The following is a 24,999-nucleotide window of genomic DNA, read 5'->3' as shown; positions in this document are numbered from 1 at the left end:
AACATACATTTTCAAACTATAGTCAGCGCAGTAACGCAAAACAAGCACCATGCCAACGCACAAGTTCAAAATACGTTTTTAAACCATGCCGCTGCCGCATGCACTTCGGATGCGGTTAGTTGATGTCCATTATTTTCCCAATGCAGTTCAACTTCGGCACCTGCCTCAGCCAGCAGTTGACCGAGTTCTTCACTTTCGGCACGTGGTACGATCGGATCGTTCGTGCCTGAAGCCATAAATACCGGTACCCCCGTCAAATCAGGCAACTTAATACTGCGTAGCGGAACCATCGCATGATGCAAAATCGCTCCACGCAACGCTTCTTTATTATGAAAAAGCAAACTTGCCGCAATGTTAGCACCGTTGGAATAACCGATAGCAACGATATTACGGCGATCCAATCCGTATGCTAGCGCAGCTTCATCTAGAAAAGCGTTCAGCTCATAGGTACGCGCGATCAGATCAGGCTCATCAAATACCCCTTCTGCCAGGCGACGGAAAAAGCGTGGCATCCCGTTTTCCAATACATTGCCGCGCACGCCAAGTACCGAAGCGGACGGTGCAATCAGCTCTGCCAGCGGCAGCAAATCATGTTCATTCCCGCCCGTACCATGCAGTAGCAGCAATACCGGCTCGTTCGGGTCTGTACCTTGCTTGAATACATGCTTCATCGTTGTTGTCATCATTATAGCCTCCTTGATCGATATGAATCCGGTATTATAGTGAACGAACTTCAATCGGCAGCAAATTGTTTTCAATCAATGTGCGCTGTGGCTCATACCAGTGTGGCAACATTAATTTGCTACCAAGCGCATCGGCTGGCTCATCATTAGCAAAGCCGGGCGGATCGGTGGCAATTTCAAACAAAATCCCGCCATCTTCACGGAAATAAACGGCATTAAAATATTGGCGATCAATGACCGGTGTCGGCTGAAAACCTGCCTTAGCTACTTGCGTACGCCACTGCTCATGCTGTTCAAAATCGGTTGCACGCCACGCGATATGGTGAACCGTACCCGCTCCGCCTATACCGCGTGGCAGCTCATGCGCATTGACGTCGATTATGTTGCCGATATCGCCAGTTGCCCGAAAACGCACATATCCATCTTCTTCCGCAATCCGTTCCAGACCAAGCACATGCTCCACCGTATGCAGCGTACGTTCCGGCATTGCGCTAAATAACACACCACCGCCAAAACCTTTGACCGCTTCTGTAGCAGTAATATCTTCCCATTGCCAGTTGCTGGATGTGCCTTCCGCACGTTCAACCAGCTCGATCCGTAACCCATCATAATCGGCAAAACGCAGCAATTGTTCCCCAAAACGACTCACTTTGTCCACATGCACACCGAGTCGGCTCAAACGCGCTTCCCAAAATGGCAATGCACCCGGCGGAACAGCGAATACGGTAATACCAAGCTGCCCGCTGCCTACTGTCCCACGCCGTGCTCCAGGCTGTGGAAAAAATGTAACGATCGTGCCCGGCGCCCCTGCCTCATTGCCAAAATAAAGATGATACACATCCGGCGCATCAAAATTAATCGTTTTTTTCACCATCCGCAAACCGAGAATACCCGCATAAAAGTCCACATTGCGCTGTGGATCGGTCACAAATGACGTAATATGATGAATACCTGCTGTACGAAGTTGCATACATTTCAGCTCCTTTTTTATAGCGTAAATTATAGTGCCAATACAGATCAAATAAACGTCTGATTTTAAATATCTTTAATTATAAACATTTTCTAATGTTTATTATATCCAATTTTTCCCCAAAAGAAAGTTATTCGAATAAATCTCTCGTGAATTCAAAACTAACTTACTTTATGTAAGTAAAATAGAAAGATTAGCCTATCGTGCTAACGTATGTATATCAACTTAGCAGTGCAACGATTCGGTATTGTAATAAATAAGCTGATAAATCAGCTATAGATATGCTTAGATGCAAGTTAGAATGTACGGATAAGGGTAAGCACGACTTCAATATTTGCGTTCTTCAAACGCGGTGTATAATGAAAAAGATTTTGCACAGCAAAAGACCCTACATCGTCCGCACGGGAATCTAGCATATACTTCTATTCCATAGATTCCTGTGCGTGATGGGAGTCTGTTTCCTTATGCTGTACCGCAGTAGGGGTTACACTATTGCTTTAGTATGCGCATAGGATCATCGCTTAACCAATTCACCTATTATATTAATTTTGATTATGCTTTGGCATAGCTATATTCGTGCTAGTAGCTTGTCTCAAATTTGTTCAGGGATTGCGTTCGTCTGAATGCTGCACGGTTCAAGCACGGTTCAGATGGACGCAACCTTACATCTGCTTGAGACAAGTCACTAGTAGCTTGTCTCAAATACATTTACGGTTTTTCGATCTAACCATTGCTTGATGATGAATCGGTTAAGGTACGTTTAAACACAATTTCCATTTGAGACAGCCCACTAGTAGGCTGTCTCAAGTACATGTACAGTCTGTCGATCTAACCATCGCTTGATGCTGAATCGGTTAAGTTACGTTCAAACACAATTTTCATTCAAGACAGTCTAATAGTAACTTGACCAAGCTAAATTTCAATTTTGATTGTGTGCTGATATCCTCATCCATAGGGCTTGATCCAGCTTTAAAACTCAAATTAATCTCGGTCAAGGAACTAGTGAGCTGACCGCGTTACGTGTGTAGTGTAATGTCATATAGCCTAGACAACGTTTATGTTCTGATGCAGTTATGTGCTCATACGATGGAATCGGTCAGACAGCACATTTTAGCTGGTTCTGGTTCTGGTTCTGGTTCTGGTTCTGGTTCTGGTTCTGGTTCTGGTTCTGGTTCTGGTTCTGGTTCTGGTTCTGGTTCTGGTTCTGGTTCTGGTTCTGGTTCTGGTTCTGCAAATGATATCCCAATCTCACTCTTGATGCTTGTACAATTGTGGTCGACGATCGGCAAATACCGGAATGCGTCCGCGTACATCTTCAGACAGTTCGAGATCGATGGTGGCGCGCACGATACATTCTGTTTCCCCGCCTTCAGCAATGATCTCGCCCCACGGATCGATAATCATCGAGTGCCCGAAAAATTCGCTTTTCTCATCCCGTCCGACCCGGTTGCAAGCGATCACGTACATCTGATTTTCGATCGCGCGCGCCGTCAGCAATGTGCGCCAATGATGCAGGCGCGGGTGCGGCCACTCCGCTGGCACAAACCATACTTTTGCCCCTGCCAACGCCAATGTGCGCGCCAATTCAGGAAAACGGATATCATAACAGATCGAAGCGGCAGCGGTCACATCACCGAGCGGGAATAACGCCGTCTGTTCGCCAGGCTGCATAAACTTTTCTTCATCCATCAGCTTAAACAGATGGATTTTATCGTAGCGGGTCAGTTGGTTGCCGTTCGGTGCGTACGCATATAATGTATTGTAAAACCCGCTGCTACGCTGTTCGGAGATCGAGCCGCCGACCAGTGTCACGCCATAATACGCTGCCGTCTCGCTTAACCAGCGACAAATCGGTCCATTTTCCGGTTCAGCAATGCCGTCCAAGCGATCGAGCGCATAGCCGGTATTCCACATTTCCGGCAGTACGATCACATCCGGTTTCGGTTCGGCTGTCATCGCCTCAGCGATCCATTCCCCGGCACGCTGCTGATTGTACTGCGGATCAGCGAGCCGAATATCCATTTGAATCAGGCTAATATAGTATTGCTGTGCACACATAAAACATCGCTCTCCTTGTACAAAATTTAGGGATCATTCATACCTACTAATTGGACCAAGTTAAATGTTAATTTGGATTGTGTACTGAAATCACTGATCGATACGACCTTAAAACAGCTTCAACACTCCAATTCCTCTTGGTCAAAGTACTATATTCGTTATCATCTGCCCCAAGTCATTATTTTGTTTATCATATCCTCGGTGTGCGCGGAAAAGCAATACTGTGCTAACAATCCCCCCCTGCTCGCTCTATCTTTTCCAATAACATAGCTATGCCAATCGGAAAAATCGTGATAGATTAGGATCATTATGTACATGCAGCACAAGCTGACCATTCAAAATTGAATCAACCGGAGTGATGAATACGATGTCGAATGTAAACGATACTGGCGTTTCCGCCTTCCCGATTCGCCCAGCTGCGATAATGAATGAGCTGCCCGAGCAGTTTTTTGCCAAACTGGTGCAAGATGTGAATCGGCAAGTTGCCGCAGGTCATGATGTGATCAATCTCGGTCAGGGCAATCCTGATCAGCCGACTCCACCGCATATCGTTGAAGAACTGCGCGTCGCGGCAGGCAATCCGCAATACCATAAATATTCTCCTTTTAGCGGGTACGCCTTTTTGAAAGAAGCGATCGTACAGCGGTACAAACAAGATTATGATGTGGACATCGATCCTGAAAACGAAGTGGCGATTTTGTTTGGCGGCAAAACAGGGCTGATCGAGATTAGTCAAATTATGCTGGAGCAAGGCGACATCTGCCTCGTGCCTGATCCCGGTTACCCGGATTACTGGTCTGGGGTAGCGCTAGCTGGGGCGGAGATGAGCTTTATGCCGCTGACCGAATCCAACGCTTATTTGCCAGACTACAGTGCGATTGCACCGGATGTGCTGGAACGGGCGAAGCTGATGTTTTTAAACTATCCGAACAATCCGACTTCCGCAACAGCGCCGTTATCGTTTTATGAGCAAACAGTCGCTTTTGCCAAAGCAAATAAGATCGTCGTTGCTAGCGATTTTGCTTACGGTGCGATTGGTTTTGATGGACAAAAGCCGGTCAGTTTCTTGCAAGTGCCGGGTGCGAAAGAAGTTGGGGTCGAATTTTATACATTGTCCAAAACGTACAATATGGCAGGCTGGCGGGTTGCCTTTGCGCTCGGTAATCGTGAGATTATTCGTTTGATCAATCTGATGCAAGATCATGTGTATGTAAGTTTGTTTGGCGGCATTCAAGCGGCAGCGGCACGAGCGCTAACCGGTGATCAGCAATGCGTAACCGAGCTGGTGGCACGCTATGAATCGCGGCGTAATGCGTTTTTTGAACAATTACAACAGATTGGCTGGTCGGCTGAAGCGCCTAAAGGTTCGTTTTTCTGCTGGTTGCCGGTGCCTAATGGTATGACATCACGCGAATTTGCTACTTTATTGCTGGAAAAGGCGCATGTGGCAGTTGCGCCAGGCATCGGTTTTGGCGCAGGCGGCGAAGGGTATGTGCGCATCGGTCTGCTAACGTCGGAAGAACGACTGCGTGAAGCAGTGCAACGGATCGGCAAATTGAATTTGTTCGTTTAATCATTACACGCTGCTCATGCACAGATGATCGTTCATTAGGCTAACTCGTTGTAACTACTCCACAAGTCTACTTCCTTGTTACATTGACCATATTCAATATTAATGTTGTGATGTGCTAGTATGTTACAGCGCTTGAACTAGCTTTCACACTCCAATGGATACTGGTCAAAGTACGATGATTTTACATTAAATTTCTATCGAACGCTGGCGCGGTACTTGGCAAAAGTCCAAGTCCGTGCTATCCTAATCAGCAACAACAATTAACGCAATGACGGGAATAGTAAGCAAATCAAGCGGCGTGTATAGAGAGTGAATTCCGGAGGCTGAAAGGATTCACCGCCAGCTCCTGCCGAACCTGCCCCTGAGCTTCCGGCGCCAAACGTCGGACGGTCTTCCCACCGTTATCCGGGCACGAAGCCGGACAGCTCGAGGCTGTCAATAAAGGTGGTACCGCGGAAGTTCAGACTTTCGTCCTTTGTATTCTGTATGGATACGGAGGGCGAAAGTCTTTTTTGTTGTTATGCCAAAGGAGTGAATAAGCATGGAACATCAGCGCATTGTCGTGAAAATCGGCAGCAGCTCGCTGACAGGCCCACAGGGCGGATTACATCATGAGGCGGTTGCTTTTTTCGCCTCGGAAATCGCTGCATTGCAGCAAAACGGACATTCGGTGCTGCTCGTCACCTCCGGTGCGGTCGCGGCTGGATTTCGGGAAATCGGATATGCCGCCCGTCCGAAGCTATTGCATGAAAAACAAGCGGCGGCTTCGATTGGACAGGCGCTGCTTATGCGGGATTATCAGCAAGCATTTGCCGCGCATGGTCTAGTCAGTGCACAAATTTTGCTGACACGCGGCGACTTTACGCATCGCAAACGTGCCGCCAATGCGAGCATGACGATCGAGGAGTTGCTTAAGCAAGGCGTAATCCCGGTCATTAATGAAAATGATACCGTATCGGTCGATGAGCTAAAATTTGGTGATAATGATACATTGTCCGCACTCGTTGCCAATCTGGCGCGCGCATCCCATCTGCTTATTTTGACCGATGTGGACGGGTTGTACAGCGCTAATCCGAATAAAGACCCCAATGCGGTGCGCTACGATGTGATCGACGAGATTACGGAGGAAATTTATGCGGTTGCCGGCGGTGCAGGTTCGGCTGTCGGCACAGGCGGGATGCGCTCCAAAGTCGATGCTGCCAAAATCGCAACCCGTGGCGGTATTCCCGTCTTTGTCGGACGTGTTACACAACCGGGCGATCTGCTGACGGCGGCGCGTGGTACGGGAAAAGGTTCGTATTTTGCCACCCATAGCGCATCATTGCCGATGAAAAAGCAATGGCTCGGCTTTCTTAGCGTTCCGCTGGGCACACTCGTCATTGATGAAGGAGCGGAAACGGCGCTAATCGACAATGGACGTAGCTTGCTGCCGGTCGGCATCCGTCAGATCGAAGGGCAATTTCATGCAGGTGATGTGGTCGAGGTGCACAATTTACAGCGTGAGATGCTCGGGCGCGGCATTGTCAATTATGATCATGATCAATTACAACAAATCGCCGGGCTGCCAAGCAGCCGCATTGCTGCCACACTCGGTCTCGATTATATTCAACATCTGGAAGCGATCCATCGGGATGAATGGATTACGTTGTAACATGAGCGATTTTGCATTGTATTTTGCATCACACCAGAACATAACGTATTAGCATACACAAACACGATGAGCCTGCTCGATTTGGGCTAAGCGCAAATGAGCCGGGAAGTATTATCCAGAACGGATTATGATTATCACTTCGCCTGCGGGCGTCAGGAGGTATACAAATGAGTGAAGTCGTACAAAAAGCAACACTGGCGAGCAAAGCCGCACTCCCACTTGCTAGCATTACTACCGAACACAAAAATCAGGCATTGTTAATGATGGCAGATGCGTTAATCGAACAGGCGGATGAAATTATCGCTGCCAATCATAAAGATATCGAGCATGGTCGTGCCAATGGCACATCCGAGTCACTGCTTGATCGTCTGCGTCTAGATACGAAGCGTATCGGCGATATCGCTGAAGGCTTGCGCCAGATCGTGGAATTAAACGATCCGATCGGCGAGCTGCTCGAAGTGATCGAGCGTCCGAACGGACTGCATATCGAGAAAATTCGCGTGCCGATCGGTGTAATCGGCATGATCTATGAAGCGCGTCCGAACGTAACCGTCGATGCCGCTGGACTCGCTTTGAAAACAGGCAATGCGATCGTACTGCGTGGCGGCTCAGCAGCGCTGCATTCCAACCGTCAAATCGTCGCCGTGCTGCATCGTGCACTGGAACGCTCTGCCGTTCCTGCCGATGCATTACAATTAATTGAAGATTCCGATCGCGCATCGGTCAATGAACTTATGCGCCTGAACGGATTGATCGATGTGATCATCCCACGCGGCGGCAGCTCATTAATCCAAACTGTCGTGCAAAACTCGACCGTACCAGTCATCGAAACCGGCGCTGGCATTTGCCATACAGTTGTCGATGCATCGGCGCTGACGACAATGGTGGATGAAATTTCCATAAATGCCAAAGTACATCGTCCGTCCGTCTGCAATTCGATGGAAACGCTGCTCGTACATGCCGATTATGATACGGATGCATTTGTAAAGCTGGCAGAGCGTCTGCGCGAACAATATCAAGTCGAAATTCGCGGATGTACCGCTACACTGGCACGTTTGCCGTGGGCAACCGCTGCAACCGAGCAAGATTATGCGACCGAATACAACGATTATATTTTAAACGTCAAAATCGTCGCTTCATTAGATGAAGCGCTCCAGCATATCGCCACCTATAGCACCAAACATTCTGAATGCATCGTGACCGAGGATCAAGCCCATGCGGTACGCTTTATGCAGGAAGTCGACGCAGCAGCCGTCTACCACAATGCGTCCACTCGTTTCACCGACGGCTTCGAATTCGGCTTTGGCGCCGAAATCGGCATCAGCACCCAAAAACTGCACGCTCGCGGCCCAATGGGATTGCCTGCGCTCACGTCAACCAAATACAAAATTTACGGCAACGGCCAAATACGCGGCTAATCCCTATGTGCCATCATCACTGAAGCCTGGCTGACAAAGCCGGGCTTCGTACACATCGTGGCGGTTAAGCACTTGCCCTACATGCCACACCTACCAAGCGGATACGCAAACTGCATGTTGCGAGCAGCACTTCACTGCGGACAGGAAATAAGGGGTAAAGACGACTTCAGTGTTTACGAACTTCAAACACGATGTGCAATGAAAAAAGGTTTTTGCGCAGCAAAATACCCTACCTCTTTTGAGCACGGGAATCTACATTCTCTCCCTATCCGTAGATTCCTGGTCGAGACGGGAGCCCGTCCCCTTATTCCTTCCCGGAGTGGTGTCTACTAAAGCAAAAAAGTCTGCGCACAAGCGCCTTCAAACGAAAGGAAAGATCAATTATGAGTCATTCTTCAACACAACATGCGTTAATCGAACAATCGATCTGTTTTTACGGAGCAGGTTCAATGGCGGAAGCTATTTTACGTGGGCTCGTCAATCGCTCGGTCGTTGTTCCGGGTCAGGTGACGATGCTGAATCGCAGCAATCAGGATCGTTTGCAATATTTAATTCAGCGCTATGGCGTTACGGTCGTCAACGATGAAACAAAGCGTAATGAAGCGTTACAGCAGGCAGGCATTATCGTGCTGGCAATGAAGCCGATTGATGCAGCGGCAGCATTACGGCAGCTTAGCCCGCTGCTCAAACCGGATCAACTACTCGTCTCGGTCATCGCCGGTTTGGAAATTCGCACGATTCAGGAGCTGCTTGGCAAACCGCAACCGATCGCCCGTACGATGCCCAACACATCGAGTACGATCGGTCTAGGTGCGACTGGCATCGTCTATGCGGATGAAGTGTCCCATGAGCAGCGTACAACGGTACGCCGTCTATTTGAAGCGGTCGGTACAGTCACCGAAATCGCTGAACATCAAATGGAAACATTAACCGGTATTTCCGGCAGCGGCCCTGCTTATATATACTATATGATGGAAGCGATGATTGCAGCCGGCGTACAGGGTGGGCTTTCGCTCGCACAAGCACGCGAGCTAACGATCCAAACCGCGATCGGTGCTGCCCATATGGTACAGCAAACCGGAGAAGAACCAGCCGAGTTGCGTGCCAAAGTTACCTCGCCTAACGGTTCGACCGCTGCGGCAATCAAACTATTCGATGAGCACGAAATGAAACAAACGATTATGCACGGCATCGAACGCTGTGCCGAACGCTCCCGTGAAATGGGGGCAGCATTAAAGGAGGAACTTTCATGAGTTATTGCATCGCAACGTACCGCTGTTATGACGAACAGGCGGATTTTCACAAAAAAGCAACTGCTATCGCGATCGGTATGACCGTAGGCAGTTGGACAGAACTACCTGCCGCCAAACAAGCATCGATGAAACAACATCTGGGTGAAGTGATCGCTATCGATGAAGTGCGTTCAGCAGACGGTGAGCGTTATGCCGATATTCGGATCGCGTATCCTGACGTTAATTTCAGCGGTGATATTCCTGCCTTGCTCGTGACCGTATTTGGCAAAATTTCGATGGACGGACGGATTAAGCTGACCGATCTAGAATTGTCGGAACGTTTTCTGCGCCATTTTAACGGGCCGAAGTTTGGCGTGCAAGGTGTGCGTGAGCTGCTTGGTGTGCCACAGCGTCCGTTGTTAATGAGCATTTTCAAATCGGTCATCGGTCATGATCTCGATGAGCTAACCCGCCAATTTAGCGCACAGGCGCTCGGCGGTGTCGATCTGATCAAAGATGACGAAATATTGTTCGAAAATGAACTGACACCGCTTGAGAAACGCGTGGAAGCGTGTCGCAAAGCCGCCGAAGCCGCGCAGGCGGAAACAGGCAAAAAAGTGCTGTATGCCGCCAATTTGACCGGCTCGACGTTCAAATTGCGTGAACAGGCGCAAAAAGCGATTGATGCCGGTGCCAGCGCATTGTTGCTCAATGTGCTGTCTTATGGCTATGATGTGCTAGCTGAGTTAAGTGCCGATCCGGACATTTCGATTCCGATTATGGCGCATCCGGCGCTTGCCGGTGCTTATTATCCTTCGCCTTATTACGGCATCTCCGCTTCCGTATTGCTCGGACAGCTCATGCGTCTTGCTGGTGCCGATCTGGTGCTGTTCCCTTCTCCATACGGCTCAGTAACGATGCCACGCGCGGAAAATATGGCGATTCAGGAACAGCTTATTACGAGCCGTCTCCCGTACAAACATAGCTTTCCAGTGCCGTCGGCAGGCATTCATCCAGGCTTGGTGCCGCTCATTTTAAAAGATTTTGGCACCGAAGTGATCATTAACGCGGGTGGTGGCATTCACGGTCATCCGGGCGGCGCCAGTGCTGGCGGACGCGCCTTTCAGCAGGCGATCGATGCGGCGCTTGCCGGTAGCCCGCTTGCTGATTATGCGGCGCAAGGGCATCCCGAACTGGCGCAAGCGCTGGAATTGTGGGGTGGCGAGCGATGAGTACACGACAACCGGTCATCTTTTGCGATTTTGACGGTACGATTACGAATTCGGACAATATCGTTGCGATTATGAAACATTTCTCCCCTGCCGGTTATGAGCCGATTATCGATGACATTTTGAATCAGCGTCGTTCGATTCGTGATGGCGTAGGGGCATTATTTGCGCTGATGCCTTCCACGCAAAAACAGGACATTATCGATTTTGTGATGCAGCATGCTAGCATCCGTGCAGGGTTTGCTCAATTTCTCGCCTTTGTGCGCGAGCAGCATATTCCGTATTATGTGACCAGCGGCGGGATCGACTTCTTTTTGAAACCATTGCTGGCACCGTTTGACATACCAGAGCAGCATATTTTTTGTAATGGCGCCGATTTTGCGGGTGAACGGATCGAAATTTTATGGCCGCATCCGTGTGATGAGCATTGCGACAATGAGTGCGGAATGTGCAAAACGACCGTCATGCGCGCTTTCCCGCCGGAACGTTATGAGCGCATTTTGATCGGTGACAGTGTGACCGATTTTGAAGGTGCCAAAATCGCTGATTTGGTTTACTCGCGTTCCACTTTAACCGAAAAATGCCGTGAGCTAGGTGTGCCGCATGTGCCGTTCGAAACATTTCACGACATTATTACCGACTTTCGCCAAAGAACAGGAGCGATCCATTCATGAGTTTTGTGACGATTCCATTAGAGCAAAAACAAGCGACATTACAACAGTTAAGCGGTATTAAGGAGCAATTTGCCGCCCGCCATTGGTTTCCAGGCACAAGCGGCAATCTGTCATTACGGGTCGGTGAGTACACGCCGGACAATTTTCATTTTGCGATTACAGCGAGCGGTAAAGACAAATCGGTAAGTACGCCTGCTGATTTCCTGTTTGTAGATCAGGACGGTCGTCCATGTGAAACTACCGCGCTCAAACCGAGTGCCGAGACGCTTATCCATTGCGAGATTTATCGCAAAACCGGCTGTGGAGCCGTATTCCATGTGCATACCGTCTTTAACAATCTCGTTAGCGAATATTTCGGTGCAGCCGGTCAAGTTCCGATTCAAGGGCTGGAACTGATCAAAGCGTTTAACATCTGGGAGGAAAATGCCGCCATTACTGTGCCTGTGCTGCCTAATTATGCGGATATTGCACGGATTGCCGAACTGGTGCCAGATGCGCTTAATCCGGCGGTGCCAGGCATTTTACTGCGTGGTCATGGTATTTATGCGTGGGGCGACAATGCGTTTGCAGCAAAACGCCATCTGGAAGCATTCGAGTTTATATTCGAGTATATTTATCGCGATCTGTTGCTGCGTAAGTAAATACGTATGCACATTATGCATAAAAGTAGAAAGATAAGCGCAATAACTATACTAAAATCGAACATTTTAGCAAAATATTTGTCGATTATTCGCTTTTCTCGCCATAAAAACGTACAAAAAAGCTGACATCGAATGAAATGTCAGCTTTTTTTGCATAAAAATCGATTTTTATTATTGCCCTTTATCACAAATACCCGTATACTAAATCCAATCGCATAAAACAAGCATGCAATTATCATTTGTCATCTCTACATAATCTGATGTTGTTGCGTTTGTTGCACACAAAAAAGGATAGCGTACGTACGAAACCGATTGTGGCAGCAATCGATTTCGAAGGGATGCGTTATGCTATTCATCTGTTCTTGGCAAATCAGATGTTTCTTACTTTTGTGGAACAGTCAATTGGAAACCAACTGGCAGCAGGTTGTTGGCAGCAACCAGCTCGTCTACAGTTACACCATATTGAGCAGCAAGTTCAGTCAGGCTGGCACCTTGTGGAACGACAACAGTGATTTGTTTGTTAGCTTGTGTTTGTTCATTAGCAGTTGTCTCTTTAGGGGCAGCTGCTTCTTCTTTTGTTGCTGGTTTACCAAACAGCGCTTGGAATTGAGCTTCTTGAGCTGCCAAGAAAGCGGCGTTGTCAGCAAGACGATCTGCTTTTTCTTTATTTTTTTCATGATTCGATTTTTGTTCCGATTGAGCAAAAGCATGGTTTGCGCTAAATGGAGCGGATACAGCTACAGCGCCGAAGCCTGCAACTAAAGCAGTGGATAACAGAACTTTTTGAATTTTTTGGTTCATGATTGAAATCTCTCCTTGAATTATGTTTTTAATATCATTTGTGTATTACACCGTCTGCTGACGACGCCATTTAAGTAAACAAGCTGAGTTAATGCTGATGACGTATTTACGGATAACGATACGTGAGCAGCATCATATGGATGTATAAATATAAAACAAACATAGCTTTTTTAAGCATCCGGTACTTGTTTTCATGAGGGCAAAAGTTACTTTACTCCTATTTCAAATAAATTGCAAGCCTATCGAAATAACTGCGGACACATAGAAATGCGGTTATTTTTGTTATTTGGAAATATATAACAATTAAATATAACGCTTACATTTTACATACGCTTCAAACTTTTTTGAAATAAAATGCATATTTTTTCACAATTCGTTTACATTTCAGCACATAAACTATTTTGGTTCACAATTTTGAAACAACTGTTATTTATGTAATATATACTGACATAATTTCATAAAAAGAAGCATTTTTATGATTCCAAATAGGCTTAATATAATCATTATTTTTCCAGCTGCTCGGTTAACGATACGTTACTTGATAGCTATGCGACCACTAATCGACCTTTAGTATAATAATTAGCATAGCTATTTATTTGCTATATAACTGGATCGTTTGTTTTTTTAAACTGCTCATCTACCATCCGGTCGTCTGCTTTGGACGATCATTTTGTCTATTGTTGTACAATTTTTAAACTAAATTACCTTTTTCGTAAACCTGACATGAAAAGTGATTGCTTGCTCTCATTGCCGGAAATTTCGATCATTTGTTTACGATATGTCATTTTATTAATATCGAATAGTGCTAGCCTCTACGCTGTATATTATGCACTATATTCGGATTTTTATTCACTTTTGTATGATATCCTTTTTATTATATTAATTGTATATTTTAGTAATAAAAACGAGCGGATTGTACGTCATATTTTTTTATTTTTTTTAAAATAATGTTATTTTCAAGTTCAGTTCGTGCTGTCTATTTCAATATTTTGCGCTAATCACTCCATCAGCTCTGGGACAAAAGGTAGATGATCGAAACAAAACTGGCTGCTCGATCAATTTATGAGCGACCTTATATTGACGTAAAATCGTTCGATTGGATCATTTTGTTAAATACGGATTGGATCATTTTGCTTGATAAGGTTAGTTGTCATGTAGGCTATCGTGTCATAATCGACTTCATAGTTAACGTTGTACATAAAATAAGGGATACACCTTCCCGCTGTGTATCCCTTGCCCATTGTGCTCCATTTACGATGATTCGGCATAACGAATTTCAATACGGGACAACAGCTCGGTGACTTGCTCTCTAGCGGCAGCAGGTGTATCGGCTTCAACGATTACATAACCAAGCCGATCATCCGAGCTACGGGCAATATCGACGGTTGTGCCTGGCTCCGCTCCAATATGATACCGTTTCACTTGCTGATGATTGTGCAAATGTTCCAGTCCGTTAATCGACTGCACCGTTCCTTTGCGATGAGCTAGCACATAACCGATGGCGGAAGCGTGCACTTTTTGTTTTTGAATATCGAGTGGTTCGGACAAATATTTGCGGATCGTTTCGCGAAAAATATTAATGCCGTACGCATGAATGATCAAATCAGACGTAATATTGTCGCCGCCCGGACGACCGTTCACTTCAATAATTTTCGCACCTGTTTCGGTATATTTCAGTTCGACATGGGCAGGACCATTACGAATACCGAGCGCCAGCACTGCCTGCCGGGCAACGTCGATGATCTCGTCACGCTGTTCCTGATAAATAGATGACGGAAATACATGCAATGTTTCAACAAAATAAGGTAGATCGGACGTATGCTTCTCGGTAATTTCCGCAAACGCCACCTCCCCCTGATCGAGAAAAATTTCCACACTAAACTCGGGTCCGGTCAAATATTCTTCAATCAAATACTCCTCACGCACTTTAAAATCCATATACGTCGTTTTAAATTGACGCAGCTCGGCAAACGCTTGCTGTAACACCTGTTCATTGTCCACAAAATATACACCCTGGCTGCTAGCGGCATTTGTCGGTTTGAGTACAACCGGATAACCGATCCGTGCTGCCGCCGCTAGCGCTTCCTCCAGCTCGCTGACGACAGCAAATTGGGCACTTGGCACATTTTGCTGTGCAAATACTTGTCTTGCCCGATCTTTGTTACGCGCATTTAGCGCCGCTTCCGCCGATGTACCATGAATGCCAAGCCGTTCCCCCACTTCCGCAGTGACGGCAGAAGCGTAATCGGTCGCTGGAATAAGCGCTTGAAATTGTCCATCATACGGGCTATTTTTAATCGCTGTATAAATCGATTCCGCATCCCGAATATCCGCAACTAGCAGATCATCATACCAACCTTCATATCCGTACAATGCCGGATTGTCTTTGGACGAAACGATCACAACCGCTTCGCAACCGAGCGCTTTTGCTTCTTTGACAAAGTTAACGCCATAAAAGCTCGGTTCCACAAAAATTATTCGTTTGTTTGCCATCTTGTCGTCTCCTTCTTCGTCAAACTATGAATACGTTCCGCAAGCGCCACAAAACCGATCAACCCGATTGCCATCATTACACTCATAATCAAAAATCCATAACTTGCGCCAAAACGGTCAATGATCAAACCGATACCGGACGAACCACCTGCCTGAATGAGCAGCGACAATCCAGTCCAAACCGCCATCGCGCGCCCCATAAACGCCTTCTGCACATTTTCCATCAATAGTGTATTCATCACAATTCGCAATGAAGAATTGCAAAGCCCGAGCAACAAGCTGCCAACATATACTAACCATACATACGGATTCGCATACAGAGCGAATAAATTGACGACCGCGATCGTAAAAAATAAATACACCAGTTGCTTATTAGACAAATTACCAATCAGCAACGAGACGAGAAAGCCCGATACTAACCCACCAATACCGTAAAACATATCCGCTAACCCAAATACGATACTGCTGCTCTGCAAGGTGATATTGACATAGGCTGGCAGTACGACATTGTATAACATCGTTACCGCTAGCGGTACAATCGAGATGACCCCGAGCCAGAACAGCGTTTGCCGTTGCCGCAAAAATGTGAAACCGGCGCGAAAGCTTTGCCAAAAGCTATCCTGCTTTCCTTCAGTTGGGGCATGGACAATCGACGGATACCGAACCGCTGCCAAAACAGCGCTGCTCACTAAAAACACAGTAATATTAATGAGCAAAATAACTTCGAACCCATAAAACTTATAAATGATACCGGACAACGCACCCGCCGAAAACATGCCCACTTGCAAACTGATTTCAATAAACGAATTACCATTCGCCAGCACTTTTTCCGGCAAAATCTCCTGCACCAAACTGCGTGAAGCTGCCATATAAATCGTCCAGCCGATTCCGTTAATGACCGCAAACCCGTACATAAGCGGAATGCTGAATCCCCGTACTATAAACAGTACCGCCAGCAATGCCAGCAAAACGGCTCGCAGTACATACGTCCACAAAATGACCTTTTTACGATCAAATCGATCGGTAATCATACCGGCAAGCGGTGAAACGAGAAAACCGGATAGCACATTAAACGTCAGCAAAAAGCCAACATATTGATTGGAGCCGGTTTCGGTCATGACGTACCAGTTTGCCCCGATCGTCGCCATCCCAACACCAAAGCCGGAAATCACATCGGAAATAAGGAAGTTACGAAACTGCGCATTTTTCAGTACGGATAAGAACATAACAAACTTCCTTTCCGAATATCGTGAATAAACTGGTACAGTCGCTGTTCCGTAAAGCCCAAATAGTCAAGCACATCGTGATGACTGCCACCATATTTGGGCCATTGCTCATTCGGCGTAAAGGCATACACCTGTTTGTGTGGCAGCAGCAAGCTTAAATAAGAGCCAACACTACCAGCACGACGATGTTCTTCCACTACGATAATATGTTGCCCACTCTGTTCAATGCGTTGCAAATTAGCAATCAATGCTTGTTTGTCCACATAACATAGATGCACATGATTCCATTCCGGCTGTTGCTGTTTGAGGCGGATCGCCATTTCGGTTGCCTGTTCACCGATCGAGACGAGCGCAATCGGTGCATCGTCGTTCCAGTTGCTATCGACGATCAGCTCATCGCCTTCCGCCAGTGCAGGAAGACTATCGAACGTATCGTTGCGAGATAGGCGAATATAATAAGGCTCTGGTGAAGCTGCCGCTTCACGGATGACACGGCGTGTTTCCTCCTCTCCATGCGGACAAGCAATACGAATATTTTCAAATGTTTGCAGGACACCGATATCTTCCAGCGCATGATGGGTCGTACCAAACCAACCGCCAGATACGCCGCCATAACAACTGACGATCGTAATATTTTTGCGCATATAACCAAGTGCCAGCTTGAGATGCTCTGCACAACGCAAGGCAACAAATGGCGCAAAGGTGGAGAAAAACGGTTTAAATCCTCCTTCCGCCAAACCAGCACACACATCAACCGCCGTCATCTCAGCAATGCCCAAATTGAAAAAACGATCTGGAAATCGCTGCTGAAACGGATGCTTTTTGCCGCCCAAATCCGCTTCCAGCGCCACGATCTGCGTATCAGTCTGGGCGAGTTGTGTTAATTCGTCCTTGTATGCGTCTCGTCCCGACAGTGTCATGCTAGCGCCTCCTTCCATTTGTACGCTTGCGCACGGCTAATTTTGGCATAATGGGCAGCCGGATTGCCTTCCATCGCTTTAATACCTTTCCCTTTGATCGTATGTGCAATAATCGCTAGCGGACGATCTGTGCGAATTTCTAGGGCAGCGCTAATTTGCTGGAGGTCATGACCATCAATCTCGCGCACGTCAAACCCGAATGCGCTAAACCGATCCGCTAGCCGGGGCAGCGGGGAAATGTCCTGCACAAGCCCATCATTTTGCCCGCCATTATAATCGACAATTTGAGTAAAGGAATGGAGCTGTTTGGCAGCGATCACTTGCAGCGCTTCCCAGCAACTGCCCTCCTGCAACTCGCCGTCCCCGCTAATTACAATACTTCGTCCTTGCTCACCGCGCAGCCGCTGTGACAATGCCCAGCCTGCTCCGTAGGCAGTGCCATGACCGAGACTGCCGGTTGCAAATGGAATCTGTGGCAACAGATGATTCGGATGACCGGTAAACAGCGAATCCTTTTGCCCATAGCTGTCTGCCGGATTGTCGTGTAACCAGCCGAGCACGTACAATGTACTGTATAATGCAGCGGCGGCATGCCCTTTACTTAAAATAATGCGGTTGCGCTCATCACCACCGTACAGCGCAAAGCTAGTCAGCAGTACATCGATCACCGACAGACTGCCACCGATATGACAACCGACTTCCGTTGCCGCCATATCGATAATAAGTTTACGCGCCTGGATCGTCTGTTCATGTAACTTGTTCACTGTTGAGAGCATACACTTCCTCCTTACTTGTGAGCGAGAACCAAGTTTGAATGCTGTTTAACAACACCTGACGGCTTAAACGCACTTCATCCACGTCCACATATTCTGCATCCGTATGATCAAGGCTCGCATCACCGGGACCGTAAGCGACCATCGGAATCGTCGTCCACGTCGTTGCCAGTGTGTTCATATCGCTAGTACCTTTTTTCATTTGCAATATCAATCGATCCGGCAGTACGGTACTTGCTCCACGCACAAATGATTTGACCAGCTCGTCGCGCCGGGAATTTTGGTAACCCGGTGTATGACGCAAAATGGTGATGCGACTATGCGGTGACTCCAGTTCGGCAAGCGCTTCGTGATACCCCGGTTTTGCCTGTGGGGATATGCGAAAATTCAGAACCGCTGAAGCGTAGTGATCGCCGCCATCGATACCGGAATGAAGCTCAATTAGAGCGGATACATGATCCGGATCATACGCCGTCATCTGCTGACGTAGCTGGGCAGCCAATTGATAGATACGATCGATCGGACTGATGCTGTCTTTGCCAGCGGAATGCTGTTGCTTTTGCCGCACGTCCAGCTGTAGCTTGAACAAACCGTAATAACCGAGCGTCAGATGAGTTGTGCCACTTGGCTCACCGATAATGACAGCGTCTGCCTGCACATGATCACGCACATAAAAGGCGCCAGCAGACGAAGATATTTCTTCCTCCACCGCTCCGATGACTAACACTCGAAATTGCGGGGGCACATCCAACTTTTTCAACACCTCGATAAAATTGATCAAACTGCCTTTGGCATCGACACTTCCACGCCCTGCCAGTTGGGTCGCATCGGCTGTACTCCGCCATAAGTAAGGAACGGTATCCATATGCCCAAGCAGCAGCAATGTATGTGCTCCTTCTCCTTTACTGCACACGATATTGCCAGCGGCATCGATCGTTGTCGCAATCTGCTCTGAGCGTACACGATCGCGCAAAAATTCAGCCAGCACCTTTTCATCGCCAGATACGGACGCAATGCTAATCGCTTGATGCAGCAACTGCATATCTTCCGGCACATCGATTCCGCGCCAAAACCATGTTTTGCCTGTTCCATGCAGCGTATGCGGCCCGGTAATCGCAATATCCGCTACCCCTTGTGCCAACACCAGCTCGGCAGCGCGCAGCTTTTGCTTCATTCGTCCAGATACGCCAATCTGCTCCTGCTGCGGATAAATATCGGCAATCGTCGAACCTGCATCGTTCACATCACGCAATACACCTGCCGTTCCGGTCACAAAGCGCATATGACTCGCCCTAGTAGCCACCGCCAGATGCGCAGCCAGCATATCGGCATCGATATTAATATATTGGGCGATCGACTCATCATAGATCGGCGGTGTCACACATACGACATCATACGCTTGCAACAATTGCAGCAGCAGCTCATGGCGAGTCGTTGTATAACTGCCATATAACGAATCGCGCACGATCAGCTTTTTGCCGTCTTTGCGAACTTTAAGCGGTTTGCCTTGTTTGCCTTGTACCCAGCCATGAGTACCGGCAACTTGCGCAAATACCGATAAGCCATATCCTTGCAGCGCCTGGCGAATCGGAGCCAAAATGTAATCTTCATATGCCTGCATAATTTTGCTCATATCGGCTGGTGGGCAATAACGCGCTTGATCCCCATTTTCCAATTCCAAAAATTTAAGCGGCTCATTCAGCTCAGCAAACTTTTGCTCAATCGCTTCTGCACCACCGCCGACAAGCAAAATTTTGGCACCACGACCGGACAATGCGGCTATTTCGGCAAAGATCGTCGGGTTGTTTACGATCGTGCTGCTGCCCAACTTGATCACATACAAATTGTTTATCACGGCCATATCCCCTCATGTTCAGTTATCAAACCGGTCGTTTCCGGAATGCCATAATATATGTTGGCTGCCTGAATCGCCTGCCCTGCCGCCCCTTTGAGCAAATTATCGATCGCAACTAGACTGAGACATTTGCCCTCTTGGACGACAAAGCCAACTTCTGCATAATTGGTACCATGCACCGTTTTAAGCATCGGGCCGGGCGCAGCATGACCGGAATAGCGAATAAACGGTTTGGCACGATACGCTTGAAAAAAAGCTTTTTTCACATCGCTTTCTTCGACACCTTGCTTCAATACCGAATAGGCGCTCACAAAAATCCCCCGCGCAATGTCCAAACTAAAAGCAGCAAACGAAACATCTAGCGCGTCGGAGCTGTATGTATGCGCAATCCGCGCGATTTCCGGCACATGTCGATGCTCAAATCCTTTATGCAATCTGAAATTGTTCACACGATCGGCATGGGTTTCACTACTGCTTTTGCCTGCACCGCTAGAACCGGTTTTGGCATCGATAAATACATGTCCTTCAATTAACGAATGCAGCACTAACGGATATATCGCATAAATGGACGCAACTGCCATACAGCCCGGCAAATTAACGACTGTCGCCTTAGCATTCACCTCCGATAGTTCCGGAATAAAATAATGACTGTTCGCCTGGGTGATCGTTGCTAATGACTTGGGATAATATCGCTCCAATACATTGTTATCCGTAAATCTATAATCACCACTTACATTAAAAATACGCTCTGTATGTTGCAGCACATGCGCCAAATGCTGTGGCAACACGCCGGTCGGCAATGCGGAAAAAATGCAATCATACTGCCCATCCAACTCGCTTAGCTTCGCATACGTCAGTTTCGGATTCACTTTGCGATACAAAAAAGCTTTATGCATCTTCTCAACCGCTGTGCCTGCCTTCGATTCGGACGAAACAAATTCAACGCGAAACTGCGGATGTGCGCTCAACAACCGATACAGCTCGCCGCCAACAAATCCATTTCCGCCCAGTATGCCGACTCTGTATTCACTCATCCGAGCCGTGCATCCCGCTCATAAGGTGGCTGGCTGTGCAACTGACGGGCATAGTGGGCAATTTGATCAATATGCTGATCAAGCTTTTTAAAAGCGAGTTCATACGTCAGCAGCTTTTCGTATTCAACAGGTGAGCGCAATTCCCGGCAAATGGCGAGCGTCGTATTGAGCATATGCAGTGTGTGCGGAAAGTGTTCCAGTCCGTATGGCAATTGTTCCCCTTCATATAAATGAAACGGATACTGGTTACCAAAGCCTTTCTGATTGATAAACGGCAAATGTCCAGGAATCGGTACATTTTGCCATTCACGTGCAAATACCCCCTCCTCCATCAAAATCGTTTGAATCGCCTCTTTCACTTGATAAGGGGGAATCCCGGCAAATTGCGGCAGTTCGACCTGAAGCTGAATCCGAAACATATTAAAGCTATGCGTATACCCGTCCGGAATGAATGGACCGCGAAACAATGTCGTCGACTGCAATGTATCGATCAAATGATGTGCATTACGCTGCCGGATCGCATCATAATAAGGCAAGCGCTGTAACTGACTAATCCCAAACGCCGCGGCAATCCAGGAGATCGTATAATCAATGCCAGAAGTTTGCAAAAACCGCTGTGCACGTACATAATCCGCTTCATGTTTAAAAAAAGCAATTCCACCTTCCCCGCCGACCGGAAAGTTTTTGTCTGCCATTAAACTTTGCCCGGCGGTATCACCTAGCGAACCGCATAGCTGTCCATCGATCGAAGCGGAATGAGCATGAGACGCATCTTCAACCAATTTTAATTGATAGTGCTCGCACAGTTGCCGGATCGCCGGTATATTGGCAGGCAAACCGTGCACATGAACCGGCATAATTGCTTTGGTGCGCGATGTGATCCGCCGTTCGATCTCGTCCACATTTAAGCAATATGTATCCGGATCGATATCGACAAAGATCGGGATCGCTTTGGCAGCGACTACCGCTTGCGCGGTCGCGATAAATGTAAATGCAGGTACAATGACTTCATCGCCTGGTTGTACCCCTGCACCGACAAGCGCCAAATGCAAACTCGATGTGCCGCTGGCAGTGGCAATCGCATAATTGGCACCGACATATTGTCGATACTGCTCGGTAAATTCGGCAATGACTTCGTCCGGCTGCTTCTGAATCGAAATCATCATTTGCAGTACATCTTCCTTCGTAATATTCGGAAACAACGTTTTGCGTCCGGCTGGAGCTAGTACTGCTCTGCCACCTTCGATCGCCAGCTGCTCATTTGCCCATCGCTCCTGTGGCAATTCCAATACATTCAGATTAAAATCAGTCTTCATGCTGTTTATCCCTCCGTAACAATGCCAATTTTACACATGCTCCGACTAACGGGCTTAAGCGATAATTAAATTGCACTCCTGGCTGAATATCCAGCTCTTGTTCCGTTTGTGTCCACATCGTACGCAAATCAAAGGCGCCGAATATTTTTAATCGTTCTGATTTTTTGTATAGCGTCTCATCATTCGTGAGCAGTGCCGCCACAGGTCCAAACGATAAACCGGTAAAATTAACGATAATGACATGTTCCTGACTGTGTTGTTGCAACAATCGATCGAGCTGCTGTAAATTGTTCCAATCGATTTCGATCACCGTATACGGATGATGTATACCGTTGATCGTACGAATACCGAGCCAATCGACAAACCGCCGTTCCTGTTCGGTCGCCGCAGCGTGCAGCGATGTTTGGCTACCGTATACGATGTCTTGTCCCCACAGTGCGCCATGAATGGCGCCTGTGAAGCTGTTGTACAAATTTACATACGTTTTACGGGACAATTTGGACAGTGTCGCTTCCAAACCTTTTAATTCTTTCTCGTTTTTTTCGATGCTCATAATGATACCGCTATTTAATACACGCGCCAGCACAAATGAGATCGAAAAATAATCTTTGCGCGATACTTTAGATGGTAATTCCGGTATGTTCGTTAACGACATCACTCACATTCCTTCCTGTTCCAGTATTGATGCTATTTACACATAGCTCGGCAATCGCCTGCGCTACATCGACATGATGAACAAGCCATGATTTGGCAAACTCCGGGTTTTGGTTCACCTCACATACTTTGTAGCGATGATCGGTATGATCGTAAAACAGATCAAGTCCATAAACACCTTTTCCAATCGCATCAATTAGTTGTTTTGTAATTTCTTGGATCGGTTTATTGAGGGCAATCGGCTCGATGTCGGCACCGAGATGCGTATTCGTTAACCAGCTATCATGCGAAATGCGTTTAAAAGCAACGATCGGTTCGTCCCCAACAATCACCACCCGAATATCGTAATTGGACTTATCAATATACTGCTGCACAAGCACAGGTAATGCTTTGCCTTGCGGATCGATCGATTCACGAGCAGCAATCCATGCATGAAGTGTCAACCGGTCATTAATCAATGTTACACCTCTACCCCATGATGAGCTAACTGGCTTAATGACAAATGTACCGTTAAAACGTTCCAAATATTCGTACAGCTTATCCAGTGTAAAAGCAATTTCAAATGCCGGCTGTGCGATGCGATGACGCTCAAACAGAAGCGCCTGAAATGCCTTATTCGTACACATACGAATCGATTCATAATTGTTGAGCGTGCGCACGCCAGCAAGCTCGATATATTGCGCACGCTCCAACGCTTTGCTTTGAGACATACAACGGATCAGTGCCAGCTCATATTGACGAATATCGGCAAGCTCCAGCTGCATATTATCGGTGCACACATCTATGGCGATGCCTGCTTGCAGCAAATAATCATAAATGCGGCGTTCTTCCTCACGCAACTTGGTTACACAAAACAGCAATTTTGTCTGTGCATACAAATTGGACATTATTCACCCCAATCTTCTTCGACTTCCGGAGCAAACACAAGATTGGGCTGCCCGTTAAGCCATTGAAACTCATGCTCTTGTCCGCATTCCTGGCATTCGACAATTTCACCGGTTACCGTCTGTTGATCTAGCGCCACCTCTGCCCCGCAAGTCAAGCACTTTACTGCAATTGTATTCATTGTATCCGCTCCTCCACTTCCACTTGTTTTAATTGTTTATTAAGTTGTGCTGCTTGTTCCAGTGCAATCGAATCCTGCCAAATATCACCAGGCTTATTGCCTAACCCGATTAAATGCCCTTGCCATTCCAGTTCCAAAAATTCCGCAATATATTGAAATTGTTGTACGATCGGCTGCGCTTTACGCTGTGGATCATCGCCACCGACAAGCACGAGGAAAATCTTTTTGTTTTGCACTCGTTGTTTAAAATCCGGCACAATCCGCAATGACTCTGACCAGCGATCGATAAAAACTTTTAACTGCGCGGATAGTCCATACCAGTACACTGGCGAGCTAAACACAACATAGTCTGCTTCCAAAAATGATGTGAGCACCTGTTCATAATCATCCTGCCGCGGACGGAACCCTTCCGGGTCATGCCGCTTATCGTCAATCCACTCGATCCGATGATGACGTAGCGCAACCTCGGTATAATCCAGTCCGGCTAACAATTGGCGTGCTAATATTGCCGTATTGCCATCTTCCCTGGCACTGCCATTAAGATGTAAAAAGCTCATGGTTCACCTCCATATTGAATCTGAATGAACTGCTATTAACTAACCTGCCAAGTCGTTAAGATTGTGTCCTATTCCTGACTAATCACAGTATATTACTCGATTTAAACTTTGTAAACTATTAACATATTTTACTTTTTGTCTTTTTGAACACAATATAAATACACTGCCAAAATTC

At 47.2% G+C, this 24,999-nt stretch carries 23 protein-coding genes and 1 other annotated feature; of the genes, 8 read left to right on the top strand and 15 right to left on the bottom strand.

Annotated features, from left to right (window positions below):
- Positions 1 to 65: 65 nt before the first annotated feature.
- Complete coding sequence (locus U1I11_RS08710) at positions 66 to 671, bottom strand: alpha/beta hydrolase (RefSeq protein WP_322905757.1); 606 nt, start codon at positions 669 to 671, stop codon at positions 66 to 68.
- 46 nt (positions 672 to 717) lie between these two features.
- Entirely contained in the window at positions 718 to 1,653 is a 936-nt protein-coding gene (locus U1I11_RS08705) for a ring-cleaving dioxygenase (protein ID WP_322905677.1), read from the bottom strand.
- A gap of 1,073 nt (positions 1,654 to 2,726) precedes the next feature.
- Between U1I11_RS08705 and U1I11_RS08700 the strand changes: the two genes are divergently transcribed.
- Positions 2,727 to 2,891 (top strand): hypothetical protein, encoded by a 165-nt coding sequence (locus U1I11_RS08700; RefSeq protein WP_322905676.1) that lies wholly within the window; start codon positions 2,727 to 2,729, stop codon positions 2,889 to 2,891.
- Between the two features lie 10 nt (positions 2,892 to 2,901).
- On the opposite strand, the gene U1I11_RS08695 is transcribed toward U1I11_RS08700, so the two are convergent.
- A complete protein-coding gene (locus U1I11_RS08695; RefSeq protein ID WP_322905675.1) occupies positions 2,902 to 3,711 on the bottom strand; it encodes a carbon-nitrogen family hydrolase in 810 nt (269 codons plus the stop codon).
- Positions 3,712 to 4,078: 367 nt separating this feature from the next.
- Between U1I11_RS08695 and U1I11_RS08690 the strand changes: the two genes are divergently transcribed.
- From U1I11_RS08690 to mtnB, 7 genes are all read left to right on the top strand, one after another.
- Positions 4,079 to 5,284 carry a pyridoxal phosphate-dependent aminotransferase gene (locus U1I11_RS08690; RefSeq protein WP_322905674.1) on the top strand — a complete coding sequence of 402 codons (1,206 nt, stop codon included), beginning with the start codon at positions 4,079 to 4,081 and terminating at the stop codon, positions 5,282 to 5,284.
- A 259-nt stretch (positions 5,285 to 5,543) separates the two neighbouring features.
- Positions 5,544 to 5,763 (top strand) — a binding site (T-box leader).
- A 62-nt stretch (positions 5,764 to 5,825) separates the two neighbouring features.
- Positions 5,826 to 6,935 (top strand): glutamate 5-kinase, encoded by a 1,110-nt coding sequence (gene proB, locus U1I11_RS08685; protein WP_322905673.1) that lies wholly within the window; start codon positions 5,826 to 5,828, stop codon positions 6,933 to 6,935.
- Positions 6,936 to 7,102: 167 nt separating this feature from the next.
- On the top strand, positions 7,103 to 8,353 hold the full coding sequence (locus U1I11_RS08680) for a glutamate-5-semialdehyde dehydrogenase (protein WP_322905672.1): 1,251 nt from the start codon (positions 7,103 to 7,105) through the stop codon (positions 8,351 to 8,353).
- A gap of 383 nt (positions 8,354 to 8,736) precedes the next feature.
- Positions 8,737 to 9,606, top strand: coding sequence for a pyrroline-5-carboxylate reductase (gene proC / locus U1I11_RS08675; RefSeq protein ID WP_322905671.1), 870 nt, complete (start codon positions 8,737 to 8,739; stop codon positions 9,604 to 9,606).
- A complete protein-coding gene (locus tag U1I11_RS08670) occupies positions 9,603 to 10,817 on the top strand; it encodes a 2,3-diketo-5-methylthiopentyl-1-phosphate enolase (protein WP_322905670.1) in 1,215 nt (404 codons plus the stop codon). Before proC ends, U1I11_RS08670 begins: the two co-directional genes overlap by 4 nt.
- Positions 10,814 to 11,488, top strand: coding sequence for a 2-hydroxy-3-keto-5-methylthiopentenyl-1-phosphate phosphatase (locus tag U1I11_RS08665; protein ID WP_322905669.1), 675 nt, complete (start codon positions 10,814 to 10,816; stop codon positions 11,486 to 11,488). Before U1I11_RS08670 ends, U1I11_RS08665 begins: the two co-directional genes overlap by 4 nt.
- Positions 11,485 to 12,129: a methylthioribulose 1-phosphate dehydratase gene (gene mtnB / locus U1I11_RS08660; protein ID WP_322905668.1), complete on the top strand. Its 645-nt coding sequence runs from the start codon at positions 11,485 to 11,487 to the stop codon at positions 12,127 to 12,129. The genes U1I11_RS08665 and mtnB overlap by 4 nt, the downstream gene beginning before the upstream one ends.
- A 381-nt stretch (positions 12,130 to 12,510) precedes the next feature.
- Here the strand turns inward: mtnB and U1I11_RS08655 are convergent, their stop codons facing one another.
- From U1I11_RS08655 to U1I11_RS08600, 12 genes are all read right to left on the bottom strand, one after another.
- Positions 12,511 to 12,930, bottom strand: a complete 420-nt coding sequence (locus U1I11_RS08655) for a LysM peptidoglycan-binding domain-containing protein (protein WP_322905667.1) — start codon at positions 12,928 to 12,930, stop codon at positions 12,511 to 12,513.
- Between the two features lie 1,251 nt (positions 12,931 to 14,181).
- Positions 14,182 to 15,423, bottom strand: a complete 1,242-nt coding sequence (locus U1I11_RS08650; RefSeq protein ID WP_322905666.1) for an ATP-grasp domain-containing protein — start codon at positions 15,421 to 15,423, stop codon at positions 14,182 to 14,184.
- Complete coding sequence (locus U1I11_RS08645; protein ID WP_322905665.1) at positions 15,405 to 16,649, bottom strand: MFS transporter; 1,245 nt, start codon at positions 16,647 to 16,649, stop codon at positions 15,405 to 15,407. The genes U1I11_RS08650 and U1I11_RS08645 overlap by 19 nt, the downstream gene beginning before the upstream one ends.
- Entirely contained in the window at positions 16,631 to 17,569 is a 939-nt protein-coding gene (locus U1I11_RS08640; protein WP_322905664.1) for a transketolase family protein, read from the bottom strand. The genes U1I11_RS08645 and U1I11_RS08640 overlap by 19 nt, the downstream gene beginning before the upstream one ends.
- Complete coding sequence (locus U1I11_RS08635; protein ID WP_322905663.1) at positions 17,566 to 18,345, bottom strand: 1-deoxy-D-xylulose-5-phosphate synthase N-terminal domain-containing protein; 780 nt, start codon at positions 18,343 to 18,345, stop codon at positions 17,566 to 17,568. Before U1I11_RS08635 ends, U1I11_RS08640 begins: the two co-directional genes overlap by 4 nt.
- A complete protein-coding gene (locus U1I11_RS08630) occupies positions 18,317 to 20,203 on the bottom strand; it encodes a M20/M25/M40 family metallo-hydrolase (protein WP_322905662.1) in 1,887 nt (628 codons plus the stop codon). The genes U1I11_RS08635 and U1I11_RS08630 overlap by 29 nt, the downstream gene beginning before the upstream one ends.
- Positions 20,194 to 21,231: an N-acetyl-gamma-glutamyl-phosphate reductase gene (argC, locus tag U1I11_RS08625; protein ID WP_322905661.1), complete on the bottom strand. Its 1,038-nt coding sequence runs from the start codon at positions 21,229 to 21,231 to the stop codon at positions 20,194 to 20,196. Before argC ends, U1I11_RS08630 begins: the two co-directional genes overlap by 10 nt.
- Positions 21,228 to 22,547: a DegT/DnrJ/EryC1/StrS aminotransferase family protein gene (locus U1I11_RS08620; protein ID WP_322905660.1), complete on the bottom strand. Its 1,320-nt coding sequence runs from the start codon at positions 22,545 to 22,547 to the stop codon at positions 21,228 to 21,230. Before U1I11_RS08620 ends, argC begins: the two co-directional genes overlap by 4 nt.
- Positions 22,537 to 23,202, bottom strand: a complete 666-nt coding sequence (locus U1I11_RS08615) for a degT/DnrJ/EryC1/StrS aminotransferase (protein WP_322905756.1) — start codon at positions 23,200 to 23,202, stop codon at positions 22,537 to 22,539. The genes U1I11_RS08620 and U1I11_RS08615 overlap by 11 nt, the downstream gene beginning before the upstream one ends.
- Entirely contained in the window at positions 23,168 to 24,088 is a 921-nt protein-coding gene (locus U1I11_RS08610) for an ATP-grasp domain-containing protein (protein ID WP_322905659.1), read from the bottom strand. Before U1I11_RS08610 ends, U1I11_RS08615 begins: the two co-directional genes overlap by 35 nt.
- Complete coding sequence (locus U1I11_RS08605; RefSeq protein WP_322905658.1) at positions 24,088 to 24,267, bottom strand: lysine biosynthesis protein LysW; 180 nt, start codon at positions 24,265 to 24,267, stop codon at positions 24,088 to 24,090. Before U1I11_RS08605 ends, U1I11_RS08610 begins: the two co-directional genes overlap by 1 nt.
- The gene (locus U1I11_RS08600; RefSeq protein ID WP_322905657.1) at positions 24,264 to 24,824 is read right to left on the bottom strand and encodes a flavodoxin family protein; all 561 of its coding nucleotides are present in this window, start codon (positions 24,822 to 24,824) and stop codon (positions 24,264 to 24,266) included. The genes U1I11_RS08605 and U1I11_RS08600 overlap by 4 nt, the downstream gene beginning before the upstream one ends.
- Positions 24,825 to 24,999 lie beyond the last annotated feature (175 nt).

The organism is Paenibacillus campi, assembly GCF_034659835.1.
GTDB lineage: Bacteria > Bacillota > Bacilli > Paenibacillales > Paenibacillaceae > Saccharibacillus > Saccharibacillus campi.
This window is presented reverse-complemented; position numbering and strand designations above follow the sequence as displayed.